Source organism: Pseudomonas sp. UYEF17 (genome assembly GCF_040546125.1).
GTDB lineage: Bacteria > Pseudomonadota > Gammaproteobacteria > Pseudomonadales > Pseudomonadaceae > Aquipseudomonas > Aquipseudomonas putida_Z.
This window is the reverse complement of sequence record NZ_JBEPNE010000007.1, coordinates 54,818-77,285: the sequence shown is the minus strand read 5'-3', so window position 1 is coordinate 77,285 and position 22,468 is coordinate 54,818. Positions and strand designations below refer to the sequence as shown.

Below are 22,468 nucleotides of genomic sequence, written 5' to 3'. Positions count from 1 at the left end.
CGGCACAGGAGTAAAGGAGTTCCCAACCATGTCCGACCGACATCCCGAACCCGATCTCGACTACCTCAAGCGCGTGCTGCTGGAAATGCTCGCCATCCCCAGTCCCACCGGTTTCACCGACACCATCGTGCGCTACGTGGCCGAACGCCTGGACGAGCTGGGCATCCCCTTCGAGCTGACCCGCCGCGGCACCATCCGCGCCACCCTCAAGGGCCGCCAGACCTCACCTGACCGCGCCGTGTCCGCTCACCTGGACACCATCGGCGCCAGCGTGCGCCAGTTGCAGGACAACGGCCGCCTGGCCCTGGCGCCGGTCGGTTGCTGGTCCAGCCGCTTCGCCGAAGGCAGCCGGGTCAGCGTGTTCACCGATACCGGCGTATACCGGGGCAGCGTGCTGCCACTGATGGCCAGCGGGCATGCCTTCAACACCGCCATCGACCAGATGCCGATCAGCTGGGAGCACGTTGAGGTACGCCTGGACGCCTACTGCGCCACCCGCGCCGACTGCGAGGCGCTGGGTGTAAGCATCGGTGATTTCGTTGCCTTCGACCCGCTGCCCGAATTCACCGAAAGCGGCCACATCAGCGCCCGCCACCTGGACGACAAGGCCGGCGTGGCAGCACTACTGGCGGCGCTGAAAGCCGTGGTGGAAAGCGGCCGCCAACCGTTGATCGACTGCCACCCGCTGTTCACCATCACCGAAGAGACCGGCTCGGGAGCGGCTGGCGCCCTGCCCTGGGATGTCAGCGAGTTCGTCGGCATCGACATTGCCCCGGTGGCGCCCGGGCAGGCCTCCAGCGAGCATGCGGTGAGCGTGGCCATGCAGGACTCGTCGGGGCCTTACGATTACCACCTGTCCCGGCACCTGCTGAAACTGGCCGGCGACCACGACCTGCCGGTGCGGCGCGATCTGTTCCGCTATTACTTCAGCGATGCCCATTCGGCAGTGACGGCGGGGCACGATATTCGTACCGCGCTGGTGGCCTTTGGCTGCGATGCCACCCATGGCTACGAGCGAACACACATCGACAGCCTGGCGGCGTTGAGCCGCTTGTTGTCGGCGTACCTGCTGAGCCCGCCGGTGTTTGCCAGTGATTCGCAGCCGGCCAATGCGTCGTTGGAGCGCTTCAGCCATCAGTTGGAACATGATGCGCAGATGGAAAGCGATACGCGGGTGCCGGCGGTGGATAGCCTGGTTGGCAACAAGGGCTGAGGGCCCTGGGGGCTGCTTTGCAGCCCATCGCGAAACAAGGCCGCTCCTACAGACGATACGCGTTCCCCTGTAGGAGCGGCCTTGTGTCGCGATGGGCCGCAACGCGGCCCCAAAATCCCGAATGTTTCGCGTAGCATGCCCCCACCAACACCTAGGCAACGCCCACCATGCTGATCCCCTACGACCAACTGCAAGCCGAAACCCTGACCCGCCTGATTGAGGACTTCGTCACCCGTGACGGTACCGACAACGGCGACGACACCCCGCTGGAAACCCGCGTGCTGCGGGTGCGCCAGGCATTGGCCAAGGGCCAGGCGTTCATCCTGTTCGACCTGGAAAGCCAGCAGTGCCAGTTGCTAGCCAAGCATGATGTGCCCAGCGAGCTGCTCGACTAGCAGGTCAGGCCTCTTCGCGGGCTCGCCCGCTCCCACAGGAATTTCACAAGTCTTGAGAGCGGTGCAGTACCTGTGGGAGCGGGCGAGCCCGCGAAGAGGCCGGCACAGGCAACATCAGATTCCACGGGCTTTATCTTTCTGCCCTTCCTTGATGCGCTTGTACACCTCGGACCGATGCACCGGCACCTGCCGCGGTGCATCCACACCCAAGCGGACCATACCGTCCCGCGTTTCCACGACCATGATCCGAATGTCATCACCAATCACGATGATCTCTCCCACTTCGCGCCCTATTACCAGCATGCTCCGATCCTCCAGCGAAAGGGAAAACCGGAGCCTGCCTTGACGGCATAGAGCTACTCAATAGTTCTGCCGTGATTCAGAAGCGCCCTACATTTCCGGGTAATTTTCCTTACAGACGAATCATCGCGACTGAGCCTTGGCCCGCATTTTCACCGCCATTTCGGCCATCTCGTCGTACAGCCGCTCAGGGGCCTGGCGCTTCAGTTGCCAGGCCTGGCGCCCGGCCTCATGGGGCAGGATCAGGAACTCGCCAGCGGCAACCTGCCGGTGGATGTACTCGGCGATGTCCGCCGCATTGATCGGCGAGCCTTCCAGCAGCTTGCCAACCTGGGCTTTCATCGCCGGGTTCGGCCCGCGGAACGAGTCCAGCAGGTTGGTCTGGAAGAACGACGGGCACACCACGTGCACCGCCACCTCCAATTGGCGTAGCTCGACCAGCAGGCTTTCCGACAAGGCCAGCACGCCGGCCTTGGCCACGTTGTAGTTGCTCATGCCCGGGCCCTGCATCAGCGCGGCCATCGAGGCGATGTTGATGATTCGCCCCTTGCTGCGCTCCAGCAGCGGCAGGAAGGCCTTGCAGCCCTTGACCACGCCCATCAGGTTGACCGCGATCTGCCAGTCCCAATCCTCCAGCGACAGTTCGGCGAAGAACCCGCCCGAAGCGACGCCGGCATTGTTGACGATCACGTCGATACCACCGAACTGTTCGGAGCAAGCCTGGGCCAGGGCGGTGAGCTGGCTGTAGTCGCGCACATCGCAACGCTGGACAAAGCCTTCGCCGCCAGCTGCGCGGGCCAGCTCCAGGGTTTCGCGCAGGCCGGCTTCGTTGACATCGGCCAGCGCCAGGCGCCAGCCCTCACGCGCCCAGCGCAGGGCGATCTCGCGACCGAGGCCGGATCCGGCGCCGGTGATCATGATGCGGTTTTGCATGGTGGCTGGCCTTGTTCTGATGGGTTGTGCAACCAGTCTAATCAAGGCCTGGGGGGCAGGCAGGGTTCATCAAGGTAGTGAATGGAGGGGCATGACTGTGTGGTCAGCCTGCACCGGCCTCTTCGCAGCACAAGGCTGCTCCTACAGGGACCGCACACAGCTGTAGGAGCAGCCTTGTGCTGCGAAGAGGCCGGTACAGGCACCACACAAATGGAATCTTTGACACTTACCACCAGTCCTTACTTACAAGAGGCCAGCAGTCCGAGGCCCTTGACCCTCAACCACGCAAGGACTCCGTCATGACCACGATTCTCATCATCATCCTGATCCTTCTGCTGATTGGTGGCTTACCGGTCTTCCCGCACTCGCGCAGCTGGGGCTATGGCCCGTCCGGCATCATCGGCGTGGTGCTGGTAGTTCTGCTGGTTTTGTTGCTACTAGGCATGATCTAGCAACGAAAACACAAAAAACCGCGCCGAAGCGCGGTTTTTTCATTGCCGGAAGGATCAGTGCGAAACAGCACCCGAAGCGCCCAGGCCAGTCTGCGAACGCACGAACTGCGGGAAGAACAGCGCACGTTCGTCTTCGGCAGCCTTGGACTTGTCGGTGACCGAGAAGAACCAGATACCGACGAAGGCGATCAGCATCGAGAACAGTGCCGGGTACTCGTACGGGTAGATCGGCTTCTCGTGGCCGAGGATCTGCACCCAGATGGTCGGGCCGAGGATCATCAGCGTCACCGCACTCACCAGGCCCAGCCAGCCGCCGATCATGGCACCGCGGGTGGTCAGCTTCTTCCAGTACATCGAGAGCAGCAGTACCGGGAAGTTGCAGCTGGCCGCGATGGAGAACGCCAGGCCGACCATGAAGGCGATGTTCTGCTTCTCGAACAGGATGCCCAGGCCGATCGCCAGTACGCCCAGGGCGACGGTGGTGATCTTCGACACGCGGATCTCGTCCTTGTCGTTGGCCTTGCCCTTGCGCCATACACTGGCGTACAGGTCGTGGGACACCGCCGAGGCACCGGCCAGGGTCAGGCCGGCAACCACTGCCAGGATGGTGGCGAAGGCAACAGCCGAGATGAAGCCGAGGAACACGCTGCCACCCACAGCGTTGGCCAGGTGCACCGCTGCCATGTTGTTGCCACCCAGCAGGGCGCCAGCGGCGTCCTTGAAGTCCGGGTTGGTGCTGACCAGCAGGATGGCGCCAAAGCCGATGATGAAGGTGAGGATGTAGAAGTAGCCGATGAAGCCGGTGGCGTACAGCACGCTTTTGCGCGCCTCCTTGGCGTCACTGACGGTGAAGAAGCGCATCAGGATGTGCGGCAAGCCGGCGGTACCGAACATCAGCGCCAGGCCCAGCGAGAACGCCGAGATCGGGTCCTTGACCAGGCCGCCCGGGCTCATGATCGCCTCGCCCTTGGCGTGCACCTTAATCGCTTCGGAGAACAGGGTGTTGAAGTCGAAGCCCACGTGCTTCATCACCATCAGCGCCATGAAGCTGGCACCGGACAGCAGCAGCACGGCCTTGATGATCTGTACCCAGGTGGTGGCCAGCATGCCGCCGAACAGTACGTACAGGCACATCAGGATACCCACCAGGATCACCGCCACGTGGTAGTCCAGCCCGAACAGCAGCTCGATCAGCTTGCCGGCACCGACCATCTGCGCGATCAGGTAGAACGCCACCACCACCAGCGAACCGGAGGCCGACAGGGTGCGGATCTCCTTCTGCCCGAGGCGGTACGAGGCCACGTCGGCGAAGGTGTACTTGCCCAGGTTGCGCAGGCGTTCGGCGATCAGGAAGAGGATGATCGGCCAGCCGACCAGGAAGCCGATCGAGTAGATCAGGCCATCGTAGCCAGAGGTGAACACGAGTGCGGAAATACCCAGGAACGAGGCGGCCGACATGTAGTCACCGGCAATCGCCAGGCCGTTCTGGAAGCCGGTGATCTTGCCACCGGCGGCGTAGTAGTCCGACGCTGACTTGTTGCGCTTGGAGGCCCAGTAGGTGATGCCGAGGGTGAAGGCGACGAAGGCCACGAACATGGCGATCGCGGAGACGTTCAGCGGTTGCTTCTGCACCTCGCCGGTCAGGGCATCGGCGGCCCACACGGCGGGTGCGAAGGCTCCGCAGGCCAGTACGGCCAGGGCTTTGGCGTGGCGAATCATTGTTGCGCCTCCTTCAGGATGGCCTTGTTCAGCTCATCGAATTCGCCGTTGGCGCGGCGTACGTAGATGGCGGTCAGGACGAATGCCGAGACGATCAGGCCGACGCCCAGGGGAATACCCCAGGTAATCGACGACTCAGGGCTGAGCTTGGTGCCCAGAATCTGAGGACCGTAGGCGATCAGGAGGATGAAGGCGCAGTACAGGCCGAGCATGATCGCCGAGAGAATCCAGGCGAACCGTTCGCGTTTGGTGACCAGCTCCTTGAAGCGGGGGCTGTTTTGTATCGAGAGGTAAATGCTGTCGTTCATTGTTTTTGTCCTAGCAGCACAGATAGGGGTGGAACCCACGACCCTTACTTTATGCGGCTATCGGACGCCAACCAGACGACCTTAGTCTTAGATGCAACGGTGTTTTACAGATCACGCAACAAAACAGCTTGCACATATCCCTGTAGGAGCAGCCTTGTGCTGCGAAGACGCCGGTACAGGCTGCCCGAATCTTCGCAGCTTGCACCAGCCTCTTCGCAGCACAAGGCTGCTCCTACAACGGAACGGGTTGTTACTTGCCAGTCCACTCCTTCACACGCTCAGGGTGCTTGGCCACCCAGTCCTTGGCCGCCGCTTCAGGCTTGGCGCCTTCCTGGATAGCCAGCATCACTTCGCCAATCTCGTCCTTCGACTGCCAGTTGAACTTCTTCAGGAACTCCGCCACTTCCGGGGCCTTGGTGGCCAGTTCCTTGCTGCCGATGCTGTTCACGGTTTCCGCGGCGCCATACACGCCTTTCGGGTCTTCGAGGAACTTCAGTTTCCACTTGGCGAACATCCAGTGCGGTACCCAGCCGGTCACCGCAATCGACTGCTGCTTGGCATAGGCACGGCCCAGTTCCGCAGTCATCGCCGCGCCAGAGCTGGCCTGCAGCTTGTAACCGGTCAGGTCGTAGTCCTTGATGGCCTGGTCGGTCTTGAGCATTACGCCGGAGCCGGCGTCGATGCCGACGATCTTCTGCTTGAAGGTGTCGTCGGTCTTGAGGTCGGCGATGCTCACCGCCTTGACGTACTCAGGGACGATCAGGCCGATCTTGGCGTCCTTGAAGTTCGGGCCGTAGTCGACCACGTTGTCCTTGTTCTTGGCCCAGTACTCGCCATGGGTCACCGGCAACCAGGCCGACAACATGGCATCGAGCTTGCCGGTTGCCACGCCCTGCCACATGATCCCGGTGGCCACGGCCTGCAACTTCACGTCGTAGCCGAGTTTCTGCTTGATCACTTCGGCGGCCACGTTGGTGGTCGCCACGCTGTCAGCCCAACCATCCACGTAACCAATGCTGACTTCTTTGGCCATTGCCTGTGCCGCACTCATGGCCAGTACCATGGCGGTGCCCACACCCAGGAAACGTCGCATTCTTGTAATAGCAGCCATCAAAGCATCCCCTCGTCAGGTCTCGGAATTTGCATCATCGTCCTGCAACAATAGTCGACCTGCTCCAGCTACGACCTGTAGCCGCCCCATATGCGACAGCACTATGCCATTAGCGCCATCGGCCTGCGCCGACCTGCGCGATCCTTGCATGCCAAAGGTTTGGCGCCGGGCTACTATCTACCCTTTTGCGCCTGACGATGGACCGCCCGATGCCCAGTTCTACCCGCCTGCTGCTGCCGTTGTACCTGCTTGCCTGCCTGCTCGCCCTGCTCGGGCTCGGAGGGCTCTGGTACGGGCTTGGCAAGCCGGTGCAACTGCCCGACGCGGCCAGCCCGACGCACAAGCTGCAATGCGCCTCGTACACCCCGTTCGACAAGGACCAGTCGCCCTACGACCAGCCGTTTCGCCTGCGCCCGGCGCGCATGGATGCCGACCTGGCGTTGCTGGCCGAGCGTTTTCAGTGCATCCGCACCTATTCCCAGACCGGTCTTGAGGCAATCCCGGCGCTGGCACGCAAGCATGGCCTGAAGGTGATGCTAGGTGCCTGGGTCAACGCCCACCCGGCCGACACCGAGAAAGAAATCGAGCTGCTGATCGCCGCCGCCAATGCCAACCCCGACGTAGTCAGCGCGGTGATCGTCGGCAACGAGACGCTGCTGCGCAAGGAAGTGACCGGTGCGCACCTGGCCACGCTGATCGCCCGGGTGAAAAGCCAGGTCAAGGTGCCGGTGACCTACGCCGATGTGTGGGAGTTCTGGTTGCAGCACCCGCAGGTGGCGCCTGCGGTGGACTTCCTGACTATCCACCTGCTGCCTTACTGGGAAGACGACCCACGTGGCATCGACGAAGCCCTGGCCCATGTCGCCGATGTACGCCGGGTGTTCGGCACGCGCTTCGCGCCGAAGGACGTCCTGATCGGCGAAACCGGCTGGCCCAGCGAAGGCCGCCAGCGCGAAACCGCGGAGCCCAGCAGGGTCAACGAGGCGCGTTTCATTCGCGGGTTCGTGGCCATGGCCGAAAGCAACGGCTGGCACTACAACCTGATCGAGGCGTTCGACCAGCCATGGAAGCGCGCCAATGAAGGGGCGGTCGGCGGTTACTGGGGGCTTTACGATGCCGACCGGCAGGACAAGGGCGTACTCGAAGGGCCAGTGAGCAACCTGCCTTACTGGCCGCAGTGGTTGCTGGCCAGTGCCCTGCTGATGGTGCTGATGCTGATGCTTGCCGGGCGCCCGGCCACTCCGGTGGCGGCCATGCTGCTGCCGTTGCTGGCGGCGTTTGGGGCAGGCTGCCTGGGGCTTTGGGGCGAGCTGATGCGCACCCATGCGCGCTTTGCCGGGGAGTGGCTGTGGGCGGTGCTGCTGGCGGGGCTGAACCTGCTGGTGCTGGCCCATGCCGTGCTGGCCCTGGCGCGGCGCACGGGCTGGCGCGAGCGCCTGTACGCCTGGCTGCAGGCGCGGGCCGGCTGGCTGTTGCTGGCAGCGGGTTTTGCCGCGGCGGTGAGCATGCTGGCGATGGTGTTCGACCCACGCTATCGCAGCTTCCCCAGCGCAGCGTTGGCGTTGCCGGCGCTGGTATTTGCACTGTGGCCGGTGCCGGCGCGGCGGGCGGAGGTGGCGTTGCTGGCGTTCATCGTCGGTGCCGGGGTGGCGCCGCAGTTGTTTGTGGAAGGGTTGGAGAACCAACAGGCCTGGGGGTGGGCCGGGGTGAGTGTGCTGATGACCGCAGCCTTGTGGCGGAGCTTGCGCCTTGCTCGCACGGCCTGAAAATACACATCCCTGTAGGAGCGGCCTTGTGTCGCGATGGGCCGCAAAGCGGCCCCAGGATTAGCGCAATGGCATAGATTGCCGGGGCCGCTCTGCGGCCCATCGCGACACAAGGCCGCTCCTACAAAGTCCGCGTAGCACCAGCGTCCCGCACCAGCCGCAACCCCGCCAGCACCAGCGCGAACACGGCAATGCTGGCGGTATACAGCACCAGTGCCGGCACCGCGAACACCAACGCCACCACTGCCAGCCACCAGCCGCCACGCCCGGCAACCAACTGCGCCAGCAGCGCCAGCCCCAGCCCGCCCCAGGCCATCACCTGATGATGAATGCCCAGCCCCAGCAACGACCGTACCTCACACTGCCAGTACGCCGCCGGCGCCGTGCACAGCCCCACCCACTGCCCGTCCTCCATCAGCCCGTAGCGCACGCCATAACTGGCAGCAAGCCAAAGCCCCAGAAACAGCACAAGCAGCGCAGCCGGCAGCGAACGAGACATCCAGTTCTCCAATAGCGGAAATCGAAAGCATCCATGATCGCTTATGCCCAGTTGTAAGGCAAAATCACTTCCCTGCAGCTATGTTGCAGATAACAAGCACACCAAAGACCACCGCGCCTGGCAACTTTGCCCGCCCCGTTGTGGTCCTAGCCTGCACACTGCTCGACCTTGCGTTCTTTTGGGGGATTACATGCTTCGATCTTTGCGCCTCGCTGCCTTGCTCGGCGGCCTGCTCATGGCTGTGGCCGCTTCGGCGCGGGATATCGACGCCGCAAGCTATGGCTACCCCTTGACCAACCCGTTCGAGGCAACCATCGCCACCACGCCGCCGGACCAGCGCCCCACCCTGCCCGGCGACGACGAAATCAGCCAGTCCGATTACAGCCTCAACCTGCGCCCGGACCGTGAGTTCACCCTGCCCGACAACTTCTGGGCAGTGAAGAAGCTCAAGTACCGCCTGGCCCGCCAGGACCACGAGGCGCCGCTGATCTTCATCATCGCCGGCACCGGTGCACCCTACACCAGCAGCATCAACGAATACCTGAAAAAGCTGTTCTACCAGGCCGGCTTCCACGTGGTGCAGCTGTCCTCGCCCACCAGCTACGACTTCATGAGCGCAGCCTCGCGCTTCGCCACCCCAGGCGTCAGCCAGGATGATGCCGAAGACATGTACCGGGTGATGCAGGCCGTGCGCGCCCAGCACCCGCGCCTGCCAATCAGCGAGTTCTACCTCACCGGCTACAGCCTGGGCGCACTCGACGCTGCCTTTGTCAGCCACCTGGACGAAACCCGCCGCAGCTTCAACTTCAAGCGCGTGCTGCTGCTGAACCCGCCGGTCAACCTGTACACCTCGATCAACAACCTGGACAAGCTGGTGCAGACCCAGGTCAAGGGCATCGACCGCAGCACCACCTTCTACGAGCTGATGCTGGCCAAGCTGACCCGCTACTTCCAGGAAAAGGGCTACATCGACCTCAATGAAGCCTTGCTGTACGACTTCCAGCAGTCGCGCCAGCACCTGTCCAACGAGCAGATGGCCATGCTGATCGGCACCTCGTTCCGCTTCTCGGCGGCCGACATTGCCTTCACCTCCGACCTGATCAACCGCCGCGGCCTGATCATTCCGCCGAAATTCCCGATCACCGAGGGCAGCAGCCTCACGCCGTTCTTCAAGCGTGCCCTGCAGTGCGACTTCGACTGCTACATGACCGAGCAGGTCATCCCCATGTGGCGCGCCCGCACCGACGGCAACAGCATCCTGCAACTGGTCAACCAGGTCAGCCTGTATGCGCTGGAAGACTACCTGAGCAGCAGCGACAAGATCGCCGTGATGCACAACGCCGACGACGTCATCCTCGGCCCTGGCGACATCGGCTTCCTGCGCAAGGTGTTCGGTGAGCGCCTGACCCTTTACCCCCATGGCGGCCATTGCGGCAACCTAAATTACCGCGTCAACAGTGACGCCATGCTGGAGTTCTTCCGTGGTTAACAAACTCCTCTTCGCCACTGCCCTGTTCGCCGCCGGCCAGGCCCTGGCAGCCGAAACCGCCCCCCGGGCCAGCGTGATCGAGGCCGACCCGCAAGTCACCGAGGCACCACTGGCGCCCGAGGCCGATGGTTTCGTCGACCCGCTGCGCGAGCTGAAATTCAACCCGGGGCTGGACCAGCGCGAGTTCGAGCGCTCCACCCTGCAAGCGCTGAACGTGTACGACCCGCTGGAGTCGATCAACCGGCGCGTCTATCACTTCAACTACCGCCTGGACCAATGGGTGCTGCTGCCGATGGTGAGCGGCTACCAGTACGTCACCCCACGCTTCGTGCGCACCGGGGTGACCAACTTCTTCAACAACCTGGGCGACGTGCCGAACCTGTTCAACAGCGTATTGCAGTTGAAGGCCAAGCGCTCGGCGGAGATCACCGCGCGGCTGATGTTCAACACCATCATCGGCGTGGGTGGGCTGTGGGACCCGGCGACCAAGATGGGCCTGCCGCGGCAAAGTGAAGACTTTGGCCAGACCTTGGGCTTCTATGGCGTACCGGACGGGCCGTACCTGATGCTGCCGGTGCTGGGGCCGTCGAACCTGCGCGATACCACTGGGCTGGTGGTGGACTATGCAGGCGAACAGGCGATCAACTACCTGAACGTGGCCGAAGCCAGCAGCGACCACCCGGAAATCTCCGTGCTGCGCGTGGTGGACAAGCGCTACAGCACCAAATTCCGCTATGGCCAGCTCAACTCGCCGTTCGAGTACGAGAAGGTGCGGTATGTGTATACCCAGGCGCGCAAGTTGCAGATAGCCGAGTAGGCAGGCCAGGCCTCTTCGCAGCACAAGGCTGCTCCTACAAGGCGACGCGCTACCCTGTAGGAGCAGCCTTGTGCTGCGAAAAGGCCGGCACAAGCAACATCAAATCCCCAGGAACTGGCAAAGCTCCCGCTTCTTGGCCAAGGCATCCTTTCGCCCCAGCTCTATCAGCTCGCTGCAGTAACTGGCCTCGAACAGCAAATAGCTCAACACCCCCGCCCCGCTGGTACGTGTCGCCCCCGGCCCGCGCAGGAACATGCGCAAGGCCGCCGGCAACTCGCGCCGATGCCGCGCGGCAATTTCGTCCAGCGGCTGGCTGGGCGCCACCACCAGCACGTCGATTGGCGCCAGGCCCAGGCGCCGGGCGTCCAGGTGCGCCGGCAACAGGTGGCTCAGGTGGTTGAGGCGCTGCAGCAGCTCGATGTCGTCTTCCAGGCTGTCAATGAACGTGCTGTTGAGCATGTGCCCGCCGATCTGCGCCAGGCTCGGCTGCTGGCCGCTGAACACCCGCTGGGTCGGTAATGGTGGCGCCGGCCGCTGCGGGTTGCCACTGACCCCGACTACCAGTACCCGGCTGGCGCCCAGGTGCAGGGCCGGGCTGATCGGTGCCGACTGGCGTACCGCGCCATCACCGAAATATTCGTCGCCCAGCCGCACCGGGGCGAACAGTAGCGGGATGGCCGCGCTGGCCAGCAGGTGGTCGATGGTCAACGGCGTGGGCATGCCGATGCGGCGGTGGCGCAACCAGGCTTCGATGGTGCCGCGCCCCTGGTAGAAGGTCACCGCCTGGCCGGACTCGTAGCCAAAGGCGGTCACCGCGACGGCGCGCAGTTGCTCGGCGGCCAGGGAGTGGGCGATACCGTCCAGGTTCAGGTGCGCCTGCAGCAAGCCGCGCAATGGGCTGCTGTCCAGTAGCGCCACTGGCGCCGGGCCGCCCACGCCCAGCAGGTTGTGGGCGACGAAGCGGCTGGCCTGGCGGACCACACCGGGCCAGTCGCTGCGGATGACCAGGTGGCTGCGGAAGTTCTGCCAGAAGGCGGTGAGCCGTTGTACGGCGTCGCTGAAATGGGTGGCGCCGCTGGCCAGGGTGACGGCGTTGATGGCGCCGGCGGAGGTGCCGACGATGACCGGGAACGGGTTGTGCGCGCCAGCGGGCAGCAGTTCGGCGATGCCGGCCAGCACGCCGACCTGGTAGGCAGCGCGGGCGCCGCCGCCAGAAAGGATAAGACCGGTTACCGGGGGTGGGGCCATAGGAGTCCTTCCTGGGGTTGGTGTGCTGTCAGTGCCGGCCCTTTCGCAGGTAAACCCGCTCCCACAGGTATTGCACAGCCTTCAAGGCCTGTGGAGAACCTGTGGGAGCGGGTTCACCCGCGAATAGGCCGGCACAGGCAAAAGAAAATTCAGCGCTTCTTCTTGTCATACAGCCGCGGCTCCCCTTCGGGCCGCGACTTGAACCGGCGGTGCGCCCACAGGTACTGCTCGGGGCATTCGCGCAACACGCTTTCCACCCACTGGTTGATGCGCAGGCAGTCAGCCTCTTCGCTCTCCCCGGGGAAATCCGCCAGCGGCGGGTGGATCACCAGGCGATAGCCGCTGCCATCCTCCAGGCGCTTCTGGGTGAACGGAATCACCTGCGCCTTGCCCAACCGGGCAAACTTGGTGGTGGCAGTCACCGTCGCCGCCGGGATGCCGAACAGCGGCACGAACAGGCTCTGCTTGGCGCCGTAGTCCTGGTCGGGTGCGTACCAGATCGCCCGGCCCGAACGCAGCAGCTTGAGCATGCCGCGCACGTCCTCGCGCTCCACCGCCAGCGAGTCGAGGTTATGCCGCTCGCGGCCGCTGCGCTGGATGAAGTCGAACAGCGGGTTGCCGTGCTCGCGGTACATACCGTCGATGGTGTGCTGCTGGCCCAGCAGCGCGGCGCCGATTTCCAGGGTGGTGAAGTGCACCGCCATCAGGATGGCCCCCTGCCCCGCCTGCTGGGCGGCCTGCAGGTGTTCCAGCCCCTCGACATGGGCCAGGCGCGCCAGCCGGGCCTTGGGCCACCACCAGCTCATGGCCATTTCGAAGAAGGCGATACCGGTGGAGGCGAAGTTGGCCTTGAGCAGGCGCTGCCGTTCGTCGACCGACAGCTCCGGGAAGCACAGCTCCAGGTTGCGCGCGGCAATGCGCCGCCGCTCACCGGCAAAGCGGTACATCACCGCTCCCAGCGCGGTACCGACTTTCAACAGGACCCGGTACGGCAACTGGACCACCAGCCACAGCAGGCCCAGGCCCAGCCACAGGCCCCAGAAACGTGGGTGAAGGAAATAGGGACGAAAACGCGGGCGTTCCATTGAAGCTTCCGGAAAGACAAAGGCCGCGCATTCTACAACGGATCAGCGCATGTTGCGGGCAACCGGTCTTATCGTTATAAGTCAGGGCACTTTTTTCGCAACAAGCCGTCTATGCAGACCATGAGCCCAAACCACACACCCGACACCGCCTCCGTGTTCCAGCTCAAGGGCAGCATGCTCGCCATTACAGTGCTGGAACTGGCGCGCAATGACCTTGAAGCCCTCGACCGCCAACTGGCGGCGAAAGTCGCCCAGGCACCGAACTTCTTCAGCAACACGCCGCTGGTGCTGGCGCTGGACAAGCTGCCGGCCGACGAGGGGGCAATCGACCTGCCCGGCTTGATGCGGATCTGCCGCCACCACGGCCTGCGTACCCTGGCCATCCGCGCCAACCGCATCGAGGACATCGCCGCCGCCATTGCCATCGACCTGCCGGTGCTGCCGCCATCCGGCGCCCGCGAACGGCCGCTGGAGCCCGAACCCGAGGTGAAGAAGCCAGAGCCGGCCCCTGTCCCGCCGCCAATCCTCGAACCCGAGGTGCGCCCGACCCGCATCATCACTTCGCCAGTACGTGGCGGCCAGCAGATCTACGCCCAGGGCGGCGACCTGGTGGTGACCGGTTCGGTCAGCCCGGGGGCGGAACTTCTGGCCGATGGCAACATCCATGTGTACGGCGCCATGCGCGGCCGCGCCCTGGCCGGCATCAAAGGCAATACCAAGGCACGTATCTTCTGCCAGCAGATGACCGCCGAAATGGTTTCCATCGCCGGCCAGTACAAGGTATGCGAAGACCTGCGCCGCGACCCGCTGTGGGGCACTGGCGTGCAAGTCAGCCTGTCTGGCGACGTGTTGAACATCACCCGTCTTTAACGGATACTTGCCAGCATTTTTAGTGCAACTTTTCTTACCGTTGCCGTTTATTTGTATTTTTGCAGGGACTTGTGTCCCGATTATTTTAGGGGTGAAACACCTTGGCCAAGATTATCGTGGTTACTTCCGGCAAGGGGGGTGTGGGCAAGACCACCACCAGCGCCGCCATTGGTACCGGCCTCGCACTGCGTGGCCACAAGACCGTCATCGTCGACTTCGACGTGGGCCTGCGTAACCTCGACCTGATCATGGGCTGCGAACGCCGCGTGGTGTACGACTTCGTCAACGTGGTCAACGGCGAAGCCAACCTGCAACAGGCCCTGATCAAGGACAAGCGCCTCGAGAACCTGTACGTGCTGGCCGCCAGCCAGACCCGTGACAAGGACGCGCTGACCCAGGAAGGCGTGGAAAAGGTCCTGATGGAGCTGAAGAAAGACTTCGACTTCGTCATCTGCGACTCGCCGGCCGGTATCGAGAAAGGCGCACACCTGGCCATGTACTTTGCCGACGAAGCCGTCGTGGTCACCAACCCCGAGGTGTCCTCGGTACGTGACTCCGACCGCATGCTGGGCATCCTGTCGAGCAAGTCGCGCCGCTCCGAGAACGGCGAAGAGCCGATCAAGGAACACCTGCTGATCACCCGCTACCACCCGGAGCGCGTGGAAAAGGGCGAAATGCTGAGCATCGCCGACGTCGAAGAGATCCTGGCGATCAAGCTCAAGGGTGTGATCCCCGAGAGCCAGGCAGTGCTCAAGGCTTCCAACCAGGGTATCCCGGTCATCCTCGACGACCAGAGCGATGCCGGCCAGGCCTATAGCGATACCGTCGACCGTCTGCTGGGCAAAGAAAAGCCCCTGCGGTTCATCGAAGTGCCGAAGCAAGGATTCTTCGCGCGCCTGTTTGGAGGCAAGTAAACCATGAACCTTTTTGACTTCTTTCGTGGCAGACAGAAAACTACCAGCGCGTCGGTAGCGAAAGAGCGTCTACAGATCATCGTGGCGCACGAGCGCGGCCAACGCAGCGAACCGGACTACCTGCCAGCGCTGCAGAAAGAACTGCTGGAAGTGATCCGCAAATATGTGAACATCGGCAACGATGATGTGCATATCGAGCTGGAAAACCAGGGTAGCTGCTCGATTCTGGAACTGAACATCACATTGCCGGATCGCTGATCCGCGCAATTGGCCATCGGGGCTGCCTTGCAGCCCATTCGCGGCACAAGGCCGCTCCTACAGGGATACGCATTTCCTTGTAGGAGCGGCCTTGTGCCGCGAATGGGCCGCAAGGCGGCCCCGATGGTTTCCCCGATATCACAGAGATACTGCAATGCCGCTGTCCAACATCCAGATCCTGCACGAAGACGCCGCCATCCTGGTGATCAACAAACCGACCCTGCTGCTGTCGGTACCCGGCCGCGCCGAGGACAACAAGGACTGCCTGATCACTCGCCTGCAGGAAAACGGCTACCCCGACGCGCTGATCGTGCACCGCCTGGACTGGGAAACTTCCGGCATCATTCTGCTGGCCCGGGATGCCGACAGCCACCGCGAGCTGTCGCGCCAGTTCCACGACCGCGAAACCGAAAAGGCCTACACCGCGCTGTGCTGGGGCCAGCCGGCGCTGGACAGCGGCAGCATCGACCTGCCGCTGCGCTACGACCCGCCGACCAAGCCACGGCATGTGGTGGACCACGAACAGGGCAAGCATGCGCTGACCTTCTGGCGCATCGTCGAACGCTGCGGTGATTACTGCCGGGTAGAGCTGACACCGATTACCGGGCGTTCGCACCAGTTGCGCGTGCACATGCTGTCGATCGGGCACCCGTTGCTGGGCGACCGGCTGTATGCCAACCCCGAGGCACTGGCTGCCCATGAACGGCTGTGCCTGCATGCCTCGATGCTGAGCTTTACCCACCCGGTGTCCGGGGTGCGGTTGAAGTTCGAGTGCCCTGCGCCCTTCTGATTGTGTACAGCCTGTACTGGCCTCTTCGCGGCTAAAGCCGCTCCCACAGGGATCGCACCGCTTTCGACGGTTGTGCAGTACCTGTGGGAGCGGCTTCAGCCGCGAAGAGGCAGACACAATTTGTCGACCTAATACGCTAAACTCGCGCCACTGCTGTCTGGAGTGAGCTATGCGCGACGTACTGAATTCTGGCCTTATCGACTTCCTCAAGGCCTCCCCCACGCCCTTCCACGCCACCGCCAGCCTGGCCCAGCGCCTGGAAGCTGCCGGCTACCAGCGCCTGGACGAGCGCGACAGCTGGGCCACAGTGCCTGGCGGCCGCTACTACGTCACCCGCAACGACTCGTCGATCATCGCCATCAAGCTGGGCAAGCAGGCACCGTTGCTGAACGGTATCCGCATGGTCGGCGCCCACACCGACAGCCCGTGCCTGCGGGTCAAGCCGCAGCCCGAGCTGCAGCGCCAGGGCTTCCTGCAGCTGGGCGTCGAAGTGTATGGCGGCGCCCTGCTGGCGCCATGGTTCGACCGCGACCTGTCGCTGGCCGGCCGGGTCACCTACCGCCGTGACGGCAAGGTCGAAAGCCAGTTGATCGACTTCAAGCTGCCGATCGCGGTCATCCCCAACCTGGCGATCCATCTCAACCGCACCGCCAACGAAGGCTGGGCGATCAACCCGCAGAACGAGCTGCCGCCGATCCTGGCCCAGGTGGCGGGTGACGAACGCATCGACTTCCGCGCCCTGCTCACCGAGCAACTGGCCCGCGAGCACGAACTGATCGCCGATGTGGTGCTGGATTACGAGCTGAGCTTCTACGACACCCAGGACGCCGCGCTGGTCGGCCTGAACGGCGACTTCATCGCCGGTGCGCGCCTGGACAACCTGTTGTCGTGCTACGCCGGCCTGCAGGCCCTGCTGGCCGCCGACAGCGACGAAACCTGCGTACTGGTGTGCAACGACCATGAAGAAGTCGGCAGCTGCTCGGCCTGTGGCGCCGACGGGCCGATGCTGGAGCAAACCCTGCAACGCCTGCTGCCGGATGGCGACGCCTACGTGCGCACCATCCAGCGCTCGCTGATGGTGTCGGCCGACAACGCCCACGGCGTGCACCCCAACTACGCCGACAAGCACGACGGCAACCACGGGCCCAAGCTCAACGCCGGGCCGGTAATCAAGGTGAACAACAACCAGCGCTACGCTACCAACAGCGAGACCGCCGGGTTCTTCCGCCACCTGTGCATGGCTGAGGAAGTGCCGGTGCAGAGCTTCGTGGTACGCAGCGACATGGGCTGTGGCTCGACCATCGGGCCGATTGCGGCCAGCCACCTGGGCGTGCGTACGGTGGATATCGGCTTGCCGACCTTTGCCATGCATTCGATTCGCGAGCTGTGCGGCAGCCATGACCTGGCGCACCTGGTGAAGGTGCTGAGTGCCTTCTACCGTTGCCGCGAGTTGCCTTGAGATCCTGAAGACCACCCCGCCCTTTGTAGGAGCAGCCTTGCGCTGCGAAGAGGCCGGTACAACCAGCAGAGATGCTTGGGGTGTACTGGCCTCTTCGCAGCGCAAGGCTGCTCCTACAGAGAGCGTCGTTGCCTGGTTCAGTGCTCAAGGTCAATCCCGCTTCGTCTGCCACCCGCTATGCTTGTTACATGGCCCCACTGCAAAAGGATTGCTGTCCATGTCCCCGTTCCTGTCCCTGTTCGTGCCGGTGTTTCTGTTCCTGATGCTGCTGACCATCGGTTTCAGCCTGCGCGAGCGCAACATCGGCGTACTGATGATGTGGATCGGTACCTTGGGCATCTTCGGCCTCACCTGCTGGAAGATCCTCGAGAAACTGCCGTCATAAACCTCTACACTCGGCCAATCGTTTGACCTGAGGTAGTTTTGCCAGTGCCTGCCCTCCTGCGTTGCCTGTTCCTGCTGCTGTTCCTGTTTGTCACCCCGCTACAGGCTGCGGGCCTGCCAGGCCTGCTGGGTGGCAGCGCGCCCGCGCAGCCAGAGGCCAGCGAACCGCTGGGCAAGTCGCTGGACGAGGTGATCAAGAACCTGGAAAACGACCAGCAGCGGGCCAAGCTGCTGGCCGACCTGAAAAAGCTGCGCGACGCCACCAGGCAATCGCAACCCACCGTCGAACAGGGCGTGCTCGGCCTGATCGGCGGCGCCCTGCATGACTTCGAAAAGCAGTTCAGCGGCGATGCCAGCCCGTTCCATCGCTGGGCCGCGGAAATCGAGCAGGCCCAGGCCGAACTGACCGAGTTGATGGTGCCGGTGCACCAGTGGCCGGCCATCCTGTTCGGCTTTGCCGCCGTCATTGCCGTCTGGAGCGTGCTGGCCTACGCCTTCAACTGGGTCGGGCATCGGGTACGCCTGCGTTTTGGCCTGAGCGAGGAACTGCCACAGCACCCGCGCACCTGGGACCTGGTGCGCTTCGCCCTGCGCAAGCTGGGCCCGTGGCTGGTTGCGCTATTGTTCACCGTGTACCTGAGCTTCGTGCTGCCGCCGTCGCTGGGCAAGTCGCTGGCCATGGTGCTGGCATACGCACTGGTGGTCGGCACCTGCTTCTCGGCCATCTGCGTGATCGCCTTCTCGCTGCTCGACGGCCCCCACCGCCACCGCGCCCTGCACATCCTGCGCCACCAGGCGTTCCGCCCGCTGTGGCTGATCGGCAGCTTCGCCGCGTTTGGCGAAGCGATGAGCGACCCGCGCCTGATGGTCGCCCTCGGTACCCACCTGGCCCACGCCCTGGCCACCCTGGCCAACGTGATTGCGGCGCTGTGCACCGGGCTGTTCATCCTGCGCTTCCGCCGCCCGATCGCCCACCTGATCCGCAACCAGCCACTGTCACGGCGCCTGACCCGGCGCACCCTCAGCGACACCATCGAGATCCTCGGCAGCTTCTGGTTCGTGCCGGCACTGATCCTGGTGGCGATTTCGCTGTTCGCTACCTTCATCTCGGCCGGCGACACCAGCACCGCCCTGCGCCAATCGCTGATGTGCACGGTGCTGGTGGTGGTGTGCATGGTGCTCAACGGCCTGGTGCGCCGCCAGGCCGCCAACCCCAAGCGCGCCAACAAGCGCCAGGCGGTGTACGCCGAGCGCCTGCGCAACTTCGGCTACCTGCTGGTGCACCTGTTCATCTGGCTGGTGTTTATCGAGTTGGGGCTGCGCGTGTGGGGCCTGTCGATGATCAGCTTCGCCGAGGGCGAGGGCCACGACATAAGCGTGCGCCTGCTGGGCCTGGCCGGCACGCTGATCGTCGCCTGGCTGGTGTGGATCCTTGCCGACACCGCCGTGCACCACGCCCTGGTGCGCTCGCGCCGAGGCCTGGCCAACGCCCGCGCGCAAACCATGATGCCGTTGATCCGCAACGTGATGTTCGTGGTCATCTTCATCATCGCGGTGATCGTCGCCCTGGCCAACATGGGCATGAACGTCACCCCGCTGCTGGCCGGTGCCGGTGTGATCGGCCTGGCCATCGGCTTTGGTGCGCAGTCGCTGGTGGCCGACCTGATCACCGGGCTGTTCATCATCATCGAGGATTCGCTGGCCATCGACGACTACGTCGATGTGGGCGGGCACCTGGGCACGGTGGAGGGGCTGACCATCCGTACCGTGCGCCTGCGTGACATCGACGGCATCGTGCATACCATCCCGTTCAGCGAGATCAAGAGCATCAAGAACTACTCCCGCGAGTTCGGTTACGCGATCTTCCGCGTGGCGATCCCGCACAGCATGAACATCGACCAGGCGATCACGCTGATTCGCGAAGTGGGGCAGAAGCTGCGCAACGACCCGCTGATGCGCCGCAACATCTGGTCGCCGCTGGAGTTGCAGGGGGTGGAGAGCTTCGAGTCAGGGTCGGCGATCTTGCGGGCGCGGTTCAAGACTGCGCCTATCAAGCAGTGGGAGGTTTCGCGAGCGTTCAACCTGGCGTTGAAGCGGCAGCTGGATGAGGCGGGGCTGGATTTGGCTACGCCGCGGTTGTCGGTGCAGGTGGTGACGGCTGCTGGTGGCACGATGGCAGATGGCAACGCCGTATCGAACTAGGGCCGCTTCGCGCCCCATCGCGACACAAGGCCGCTCCTACAGGAGTACGCGCTCCCCTGTAGGAGCGGCCTTGTGTCGCGATGGGCTGCAAAGCAGCCCCAAAAACCATGGTCAACCCGCCTGGGCGCGGATGCGGATGGCATCATGCCGCCAATACTCCAGGTCACAGTCGATCAGGTGCCCATGCTGGTCACTGTTGACCCGGGTGATATGCAGCCCAGGGCTTCCCGCCGACACCTTCAAGGCACTGGCCGCCTCCACCGGCAACGCCGTCGGCAAGATCTCGAAGCACACCTGCCCATACTGGATGCCATACACCCGCCCATAAATCTCGGTCAGCGACTGGGCCAGGTCCTGTTCGAGAATCTCCGGGAAGTACCGGGGGTTGAGGTAGTGCTCGGCATACAGCACCGCCCGCCCATCGATCCGCCGTAACCGGCAGATACGTACCACGCTGGACAACGCCGGCAGCTGCAAGCGCGCACAGATGGCCGCCGAGGCCGGCTGCAGCCGCGCCGACAAGAGTTCGGTACTGGGCACCCGCCCCTGGTCGCGGACCATGGCATGGAAGTGGCTGCGCTCGATCAGGTCGTAGGTCAGCCGCTCGGGCGCGACGAACCAGCCGCGGCGCTCTTCGCGGTAGATCAGCCCCTGGGCTTCCAGCTGCACCAGCGCCTCACGCAGGGTAATGCGCGTGGTATCGAACACCTCGCTGAGCTTGCGCTCGGCCGGCAGCTTGCCGCCCGGCGCCAGCAGGCCGTGCTCGATCTGCTCCTGCAGGGCGTGACAGATGGCTGTTACCGCACGCGGTGGCATCGACTGCATCAAAGGTTACCTATCTGGACTAGTCCAGCCCCAGAACAGGGCACTTGGAGAATAGTGCAAGCCTAGGCAGGGCTGATGAACATCCTGTGACAAAGGCTTTGGCCAGACACTGCCAGAAACGCGCCAACCCAGCAGAACCGGGGCGGCTGCGTGGTCTACGCTGTAGCTTCAGGGCCTTCACCGGCCCTTCCCTACATCAAACTGTCACGCAAGCAGCCTACCTTGGCTCAAGGTTTGCTGACCTAGACCAACGGTCACCAGACAACGGCTTCACTCATAACAACCATCGCTAAAGGCACCCACCCAAGGAGCTTCGGATGAAAAAGTTGTTCATGGCGTCACTGCTCGGTTCGGCCATCGCCCTGTGTACCACGGCCATGGCCGCCGATACCGACCTCAAGGCCCTGGAAGACGCCGCCCGCAAGGAAGGCAACGTCAACAGCGTGGGCATGCCCGATGCCTGGGCCAACTGGAAAGGCACCTGGGAAGACCTGGCCAGCAAGTACGGCCTCAAGCACAGCGACACCGACATGAGCTCGGCCCAGGAAATCGCCAAGTTCGAAGCCGAGAAGGACAACGCCAGCGCCGACATCGGCGACGTGGGTGCCGCCTTCGGCCCGATCGCCGTGAGCAAGGGCGTGAGCCAGGCGTACAAGCCGAGCACCTGGGACCAGGTGCCGACCTGGGCCAAGGACAAGGACGGCCACTGGGCGCTGGCCTATACCGGCACCATCGCCTTCATCATCAACAAGGACCTGGTCAAGGAAGGCGAGCGGCCAACCTCCTGGCACGACCTGGAAAAAGGCAAGTACAAGGTCGCCATCGGTGACGTCGGCACCGCTGCCCAGGCCGCCAACGGCGTGCTGGCTGCGGCGATCGCCTACAAGGGTGACGAGACCAACCTGGCACCGGGGCTGCAGCTGTTCACCAAGCTGGCCCAGCAGAAGCGCCTGTCGCTGGCCAACCCGACCATCCAGACCCTGGAGAAGGGCGAGGTGGAAGTGGGCGTGGTGTGGGACTTCAACGGCCTAAGCTACCGTGAACAGATCGACCCCAAGCGTTTCGAAGTGCTGATCCCGTCGGATGGCTCGGTGATCTCCGGCTATACCACCGTCATCAACAAGTACGCCAAGCACCCGAACGCGGCCAAGCTGACGCGTGAATACATCTTCAGCGACGCCGGGCAGATCAACCTGGCCAAGGGGCATGCGCGGCCGATCCGTGCCGAGCACCTGAAGCTGCCGGACGATGTACAGGCCAAGCTGCTGCCCAACGAACAGTACAAGGCCGCGCAGCCGATCAAGAATGCCGAGGCCTGGGAAGCGAGCTCGAAGAAACTGCCGCAGATGTGGCAGGAGCAGGTGATCATCGAGATGGAGTAAGGCAGGACCATCCTGGGGCTGCTGCGCAGCCCATCGCGACGCAAGGCCG

23 protein-coding genes are annotated in these 22,468 nt (G+C 63.7%); 14 read left to right on the top strand and 9 right to left on the bottom strand.

All coding sequences use genetic code 11. The features are described 5' to 3' along the window. Nucleotides 1–28 precede the first annotated feature (28 nt). Both ABIB24_RS13440 and ABIB24_RS13435 read left to right on the top strand, forming a co-directional pair. The gene (locus ABIB24_RS13440) at nt 29–1,213 is read left to right on the top strand and encodes an osmoprotectant NAGGN system M42 family peptidase (RefSeq protein ID WP_025338084.1); all 1,185 of its coding nucleotides are present in this window, start codon (nt 29–31) and stop codon (nt 1,211–1,213) included. 167 nt (nt 1,214–1,380) lie between these two features. Continuing rightward, nucleotides 1,381–1,608, top strand: a complete 228-nt coding sequence (locus ABIB24_RS13435; RefSeq protein ID WP_137163217.1) for a YheU family protein — start codon at nt 1,381–1,383, stop codon at nt 1,606–1,608. 114 nt (nt 1,609–1,722) lie between these two features. On the opposite strand, the gene csrA is transcribed toward ABIB24_RS13435, so the two are convergent. Continuing rightward, nucleotides 1,723–1,911, bottom strand: a complete 189-nt coding sequence (gene csrA / locus ABIB24_RS13430; protein ID WP_137163216.1) for a carbon storage regulator CsrA — start codon at nt 1,909–1,911, stop codon at nt 1,723–1,725. Nucleotides 1,912–2,031: 120 nt separating this feature from the next. Beyond that, on the bottom strand, nt 2,032–2,841 hold the full coding sequence (locus ABIB24_RS13425) for an SDR family oxidoreductase (RefSeq protein WP_075044048.1): 810 nt from the start codon (nt 2,839–2,841) through the stop codon (nt 2,032–2,034). A gap of 299 nt (nt 2,842–3,140) precedes the next feature. Here ABIB24_RS13425 and ABIB24_RS13420 point away from each other — a divergent pair, with 299 nt between their 5' ends. Next, entirely contained in the window at nt 3,141–3,293 is a 153-nt protein-coding gene (locus tag ABIB24_RS13420; RefSeq protein WP_013971433.1) for a DUF3309 family protein, read from the top strand. A gap of 54 nt (nt 3,294–3,347) precedes the next feature. Here ABIB24_RS13420 and ABIB24_RS13415 read toward each other — a convergent pair whose 3' ends face one another. The 3 genes from ABIB24_RS13415 to ABIB24_RS13405 form a co-directional block, all read right to left on the bottom strand. Further along, complete coding sequence (locus ABIB24_RS13415) at nt 3,348–5,012, bottom strand: cation acetate symporter (RefSeq protein WP_013971432.1); 1,665 nt, start codon at nt 5,010–5,012, stop codon at nt 3,348–3,350. Then, nucleotides 5,009–5,320, bottom strand: coding sequence for a DUF485 domain-containing protein (locus ABIB24_RS13410; protein WP_003260090.1), 312 nt, complete (start codon nt 5,318–5,320; stop codon nt 5,009–5,011). The genes ABIB24_RS13415 and ABIB24_RS13410 overlap by 4 nt, the downstream gene beginning before the upstream one ends. A gap of 250 nt (nt 5,321–5,570) precedes the next feature. Then, nucleotides 5,571–6,431, bottom strand: a complete 861-nt coding sequence (locus ABIB24_RS13405; RefSeq protein ID WP_025338075.1) for a glycine betaine ABC transporter substrate-binding protein — start codon at nt 6,429–6,431, stop codon at nt 5,571–5,573. Between the two features lie 197 nt (nt 6,432–6,628). Here ABIB24_RS13405 and ABIB24_RS13400 point away from each other — a divergent pair, with 197 nt between their 5' ends. Beyond that, nucleotides 6,629–8,197: a glycoside hydrolase family 17 protein gene (locus tag ABIB24_RS13400; protein ID WP_354316596.1), complete on the top strand. Its 1,569-nt coding sequence runs from the start codon at nt 6,629–6,631 to the stop codon at nt 8,195–8,197. Between the two features lie 121 nt (nt 8,198–8,318). Here the strand turns inward: ABIB24_RS13400 and ABIB24_RS13395 are convergent, their stop codons facing one another. Further along, nucleotides 8,319–8,696, bottom strand: coding sequence for a hypothetical protein (locus tag ABIB24_RS13395; protein WP_025338073.1), 378 nt, complete (start codon nt 8,694–8,696; stop codon nt 8,319–8,321). A 190-nt stretch (nt 8,697–8,886) separates the two neighbouring features. Here ABIB24_RS13395 and mlaY point away from each other — a divergent pair, with 190 nt between their 5' ends. Further along, nucleotides 8,887–10,185: a lipid asymmetry maintenance lipase MlaY gene (gene mlaY / locus ABIB24_RS13390; protein ID WP_025338072.1), complete on the top strand. Its 1,299-nt coding sequence runs from the start codon at nt 8,887–8,889 to the stop codon at nt 10,183–10,185. Further along, complete coding sequence (locus ABIB24_RS13385; protein ID WP_080958529.1) at nt 10,178–11,002, top strand: MlaA family lipoprotein; 825 nt, start codon at nt 10,178–10,180, stop codon at nt 11,000–11,002. Before mlaY ends, ABIB24_RS13385 begins: the two co-directional genes overlap by 8 nt. Before the next feature lie 99 nt (nt 11,003–11,101). On the opposite strand, the gene ABIB24_RS13380 is transcribed toward ABIB24_RS13385, so the two are convergent. Beyond that, nucleotides 11,102–12,250: a patatin-like phospholipase family protein gene (locus ABIB24_RS13380; protein ID WP_013971426.1), complete on the bottom strand. Its 1,149-nt coding sequence runs from the start codon at nt 12,248–12,250 to the stop codon at nt 11,102–11,104. 149 nt (nt 12,251–12,399) lie between these two features. Continuing rightward, entirely contained in the window at nt 12,400–13,335 is a 936-nt protein-coding gene (locus ABIB24_RS13375; RefSeq protein WP_137163211.1) for a lipid A biosynthesis lauroyl acyltransferase, read from the bottom strand. 111 nt (nt 13,336–13,446) lie between these two features. Between ABIB24_RS13375 and minC the strand changes: the two genes are divergently transcribed. From minC to ABIB24_RS13340, 7 genes are all read left to right on the top strand, one after another. Next, nucleotides 13,447–14,205 carry a septum site-determining protein MinC gene (gene minC, locus ABIB24_RS13370; RefSeq protein ID WP_025338069.1) on the top strand — a complete coding sequence of 253 codons (759 nt, stop codon included), beginning with the start codon at nt 13,447–13,449 and terminating at the stop codon, nt 14,203–14,205. Between the two features lie 101 nt (nt 14,206–14,306). Beyond that, on the top strand, nt 14,307–15,119 hold the full coding sequence (gene minD, locus ABIB24_RS13365; RefSeq protein ID WP_013971423.1) for a septum site-determining protein MinD: 813 nt from the start codon (nt 14,307–14,309) through the stop codon (nt 15,117–15,119). Nucleotides 15,120–15,122: 3 nt separating this feature from the next. Next, a complete protein-coding gene (gene minE / locus ABIB24_RS13360) occupies nt 15,123–15,377 on the top strand; it encodes a cell division topological specificity factor MinE (RefSeq protein ID WP_025338068.1) in 255 nt (84 codons plus the stop codon). 154 nt (nt 15,378–15,531) lie between these two features. Further along, complete coding sequence (locus ABIB24_RS13355) at nt 15,532–16,167, top strand: RluA family pseudouridine synthase (RefSeq protein ID WP_025338067.1); 636 nt, start codon at nt 15,532–15,534, stop codon at nt 16,165–16,167. A 169-nt stretch (nt 16,168–16,336) separates the two neighbouring features. Next, complete coding sequence (locus ABIB24_RS13350) at nt 16,337–17,626, top strand: M18 family aminopeptidase (RefSeq protein ID WP_025338066.1); 1,290 nt, start codon at nt 16,337–16,339, stop codon at nt 17,624–17,626. A 217-nt stretch (nt 17,627–17,843) separates the two neighbouring features. Continuing rightward, nucleotides 17,844–18,011: a hypothetical protein gene (locus tag ABIB24_RS13345; protein WP_170929313.1), complete on the top strand. Its 168-nt coding sequence runs from the start codon at nt 17,844–17,846 to the stop codon at nt 18,009–18,011. Nucleotides 18,012–18,055: 44 nt separating this feature from the next. Further along, on the top strand, nt 18,056–20,212 hold the full coding sequence (locus tag ABIB24_RS13340; RefSeq protein WP_354316590.1) for a mechanosensitive ion channel family protein: 2,157 nt from the start codon (nt 18,056–18,058) through the stop codon (nt 20,210–20,212). 111 nt (nt 20,213–20,323) lie between these two features. On the opposite strand, the gene phnR is transcribed toward ABIB24_RS13340, so the two are convergent. Further along, complete coding sequence (gene phnR / locus ABIB24_RS13335) at nt 20,324–21,037, bottom strand: phosphonate utilization transcriptional regulator PhnR (protein WP_025338064.1); 714 nt, start codon at nt 21,035–21,037, stop codon at nt 20,324–20,326. Between the two features lie 317 nt (nt 21,038–21,354). Between phnR and ABIB24_RS13330 the strand changes: the two genes are divergently transcribed. Continuing rightward, entirely contained in the window at nt 21,355–22,419 is a 1,065-nt protein-coding gene (locus ABIB24_RS13330; protein WP_085617658.1) for an ABC transporter substrate-binding protein, read from the top strand. Nucleotides 22,420–22,468 lie beyond the last annotated feature (49 nt).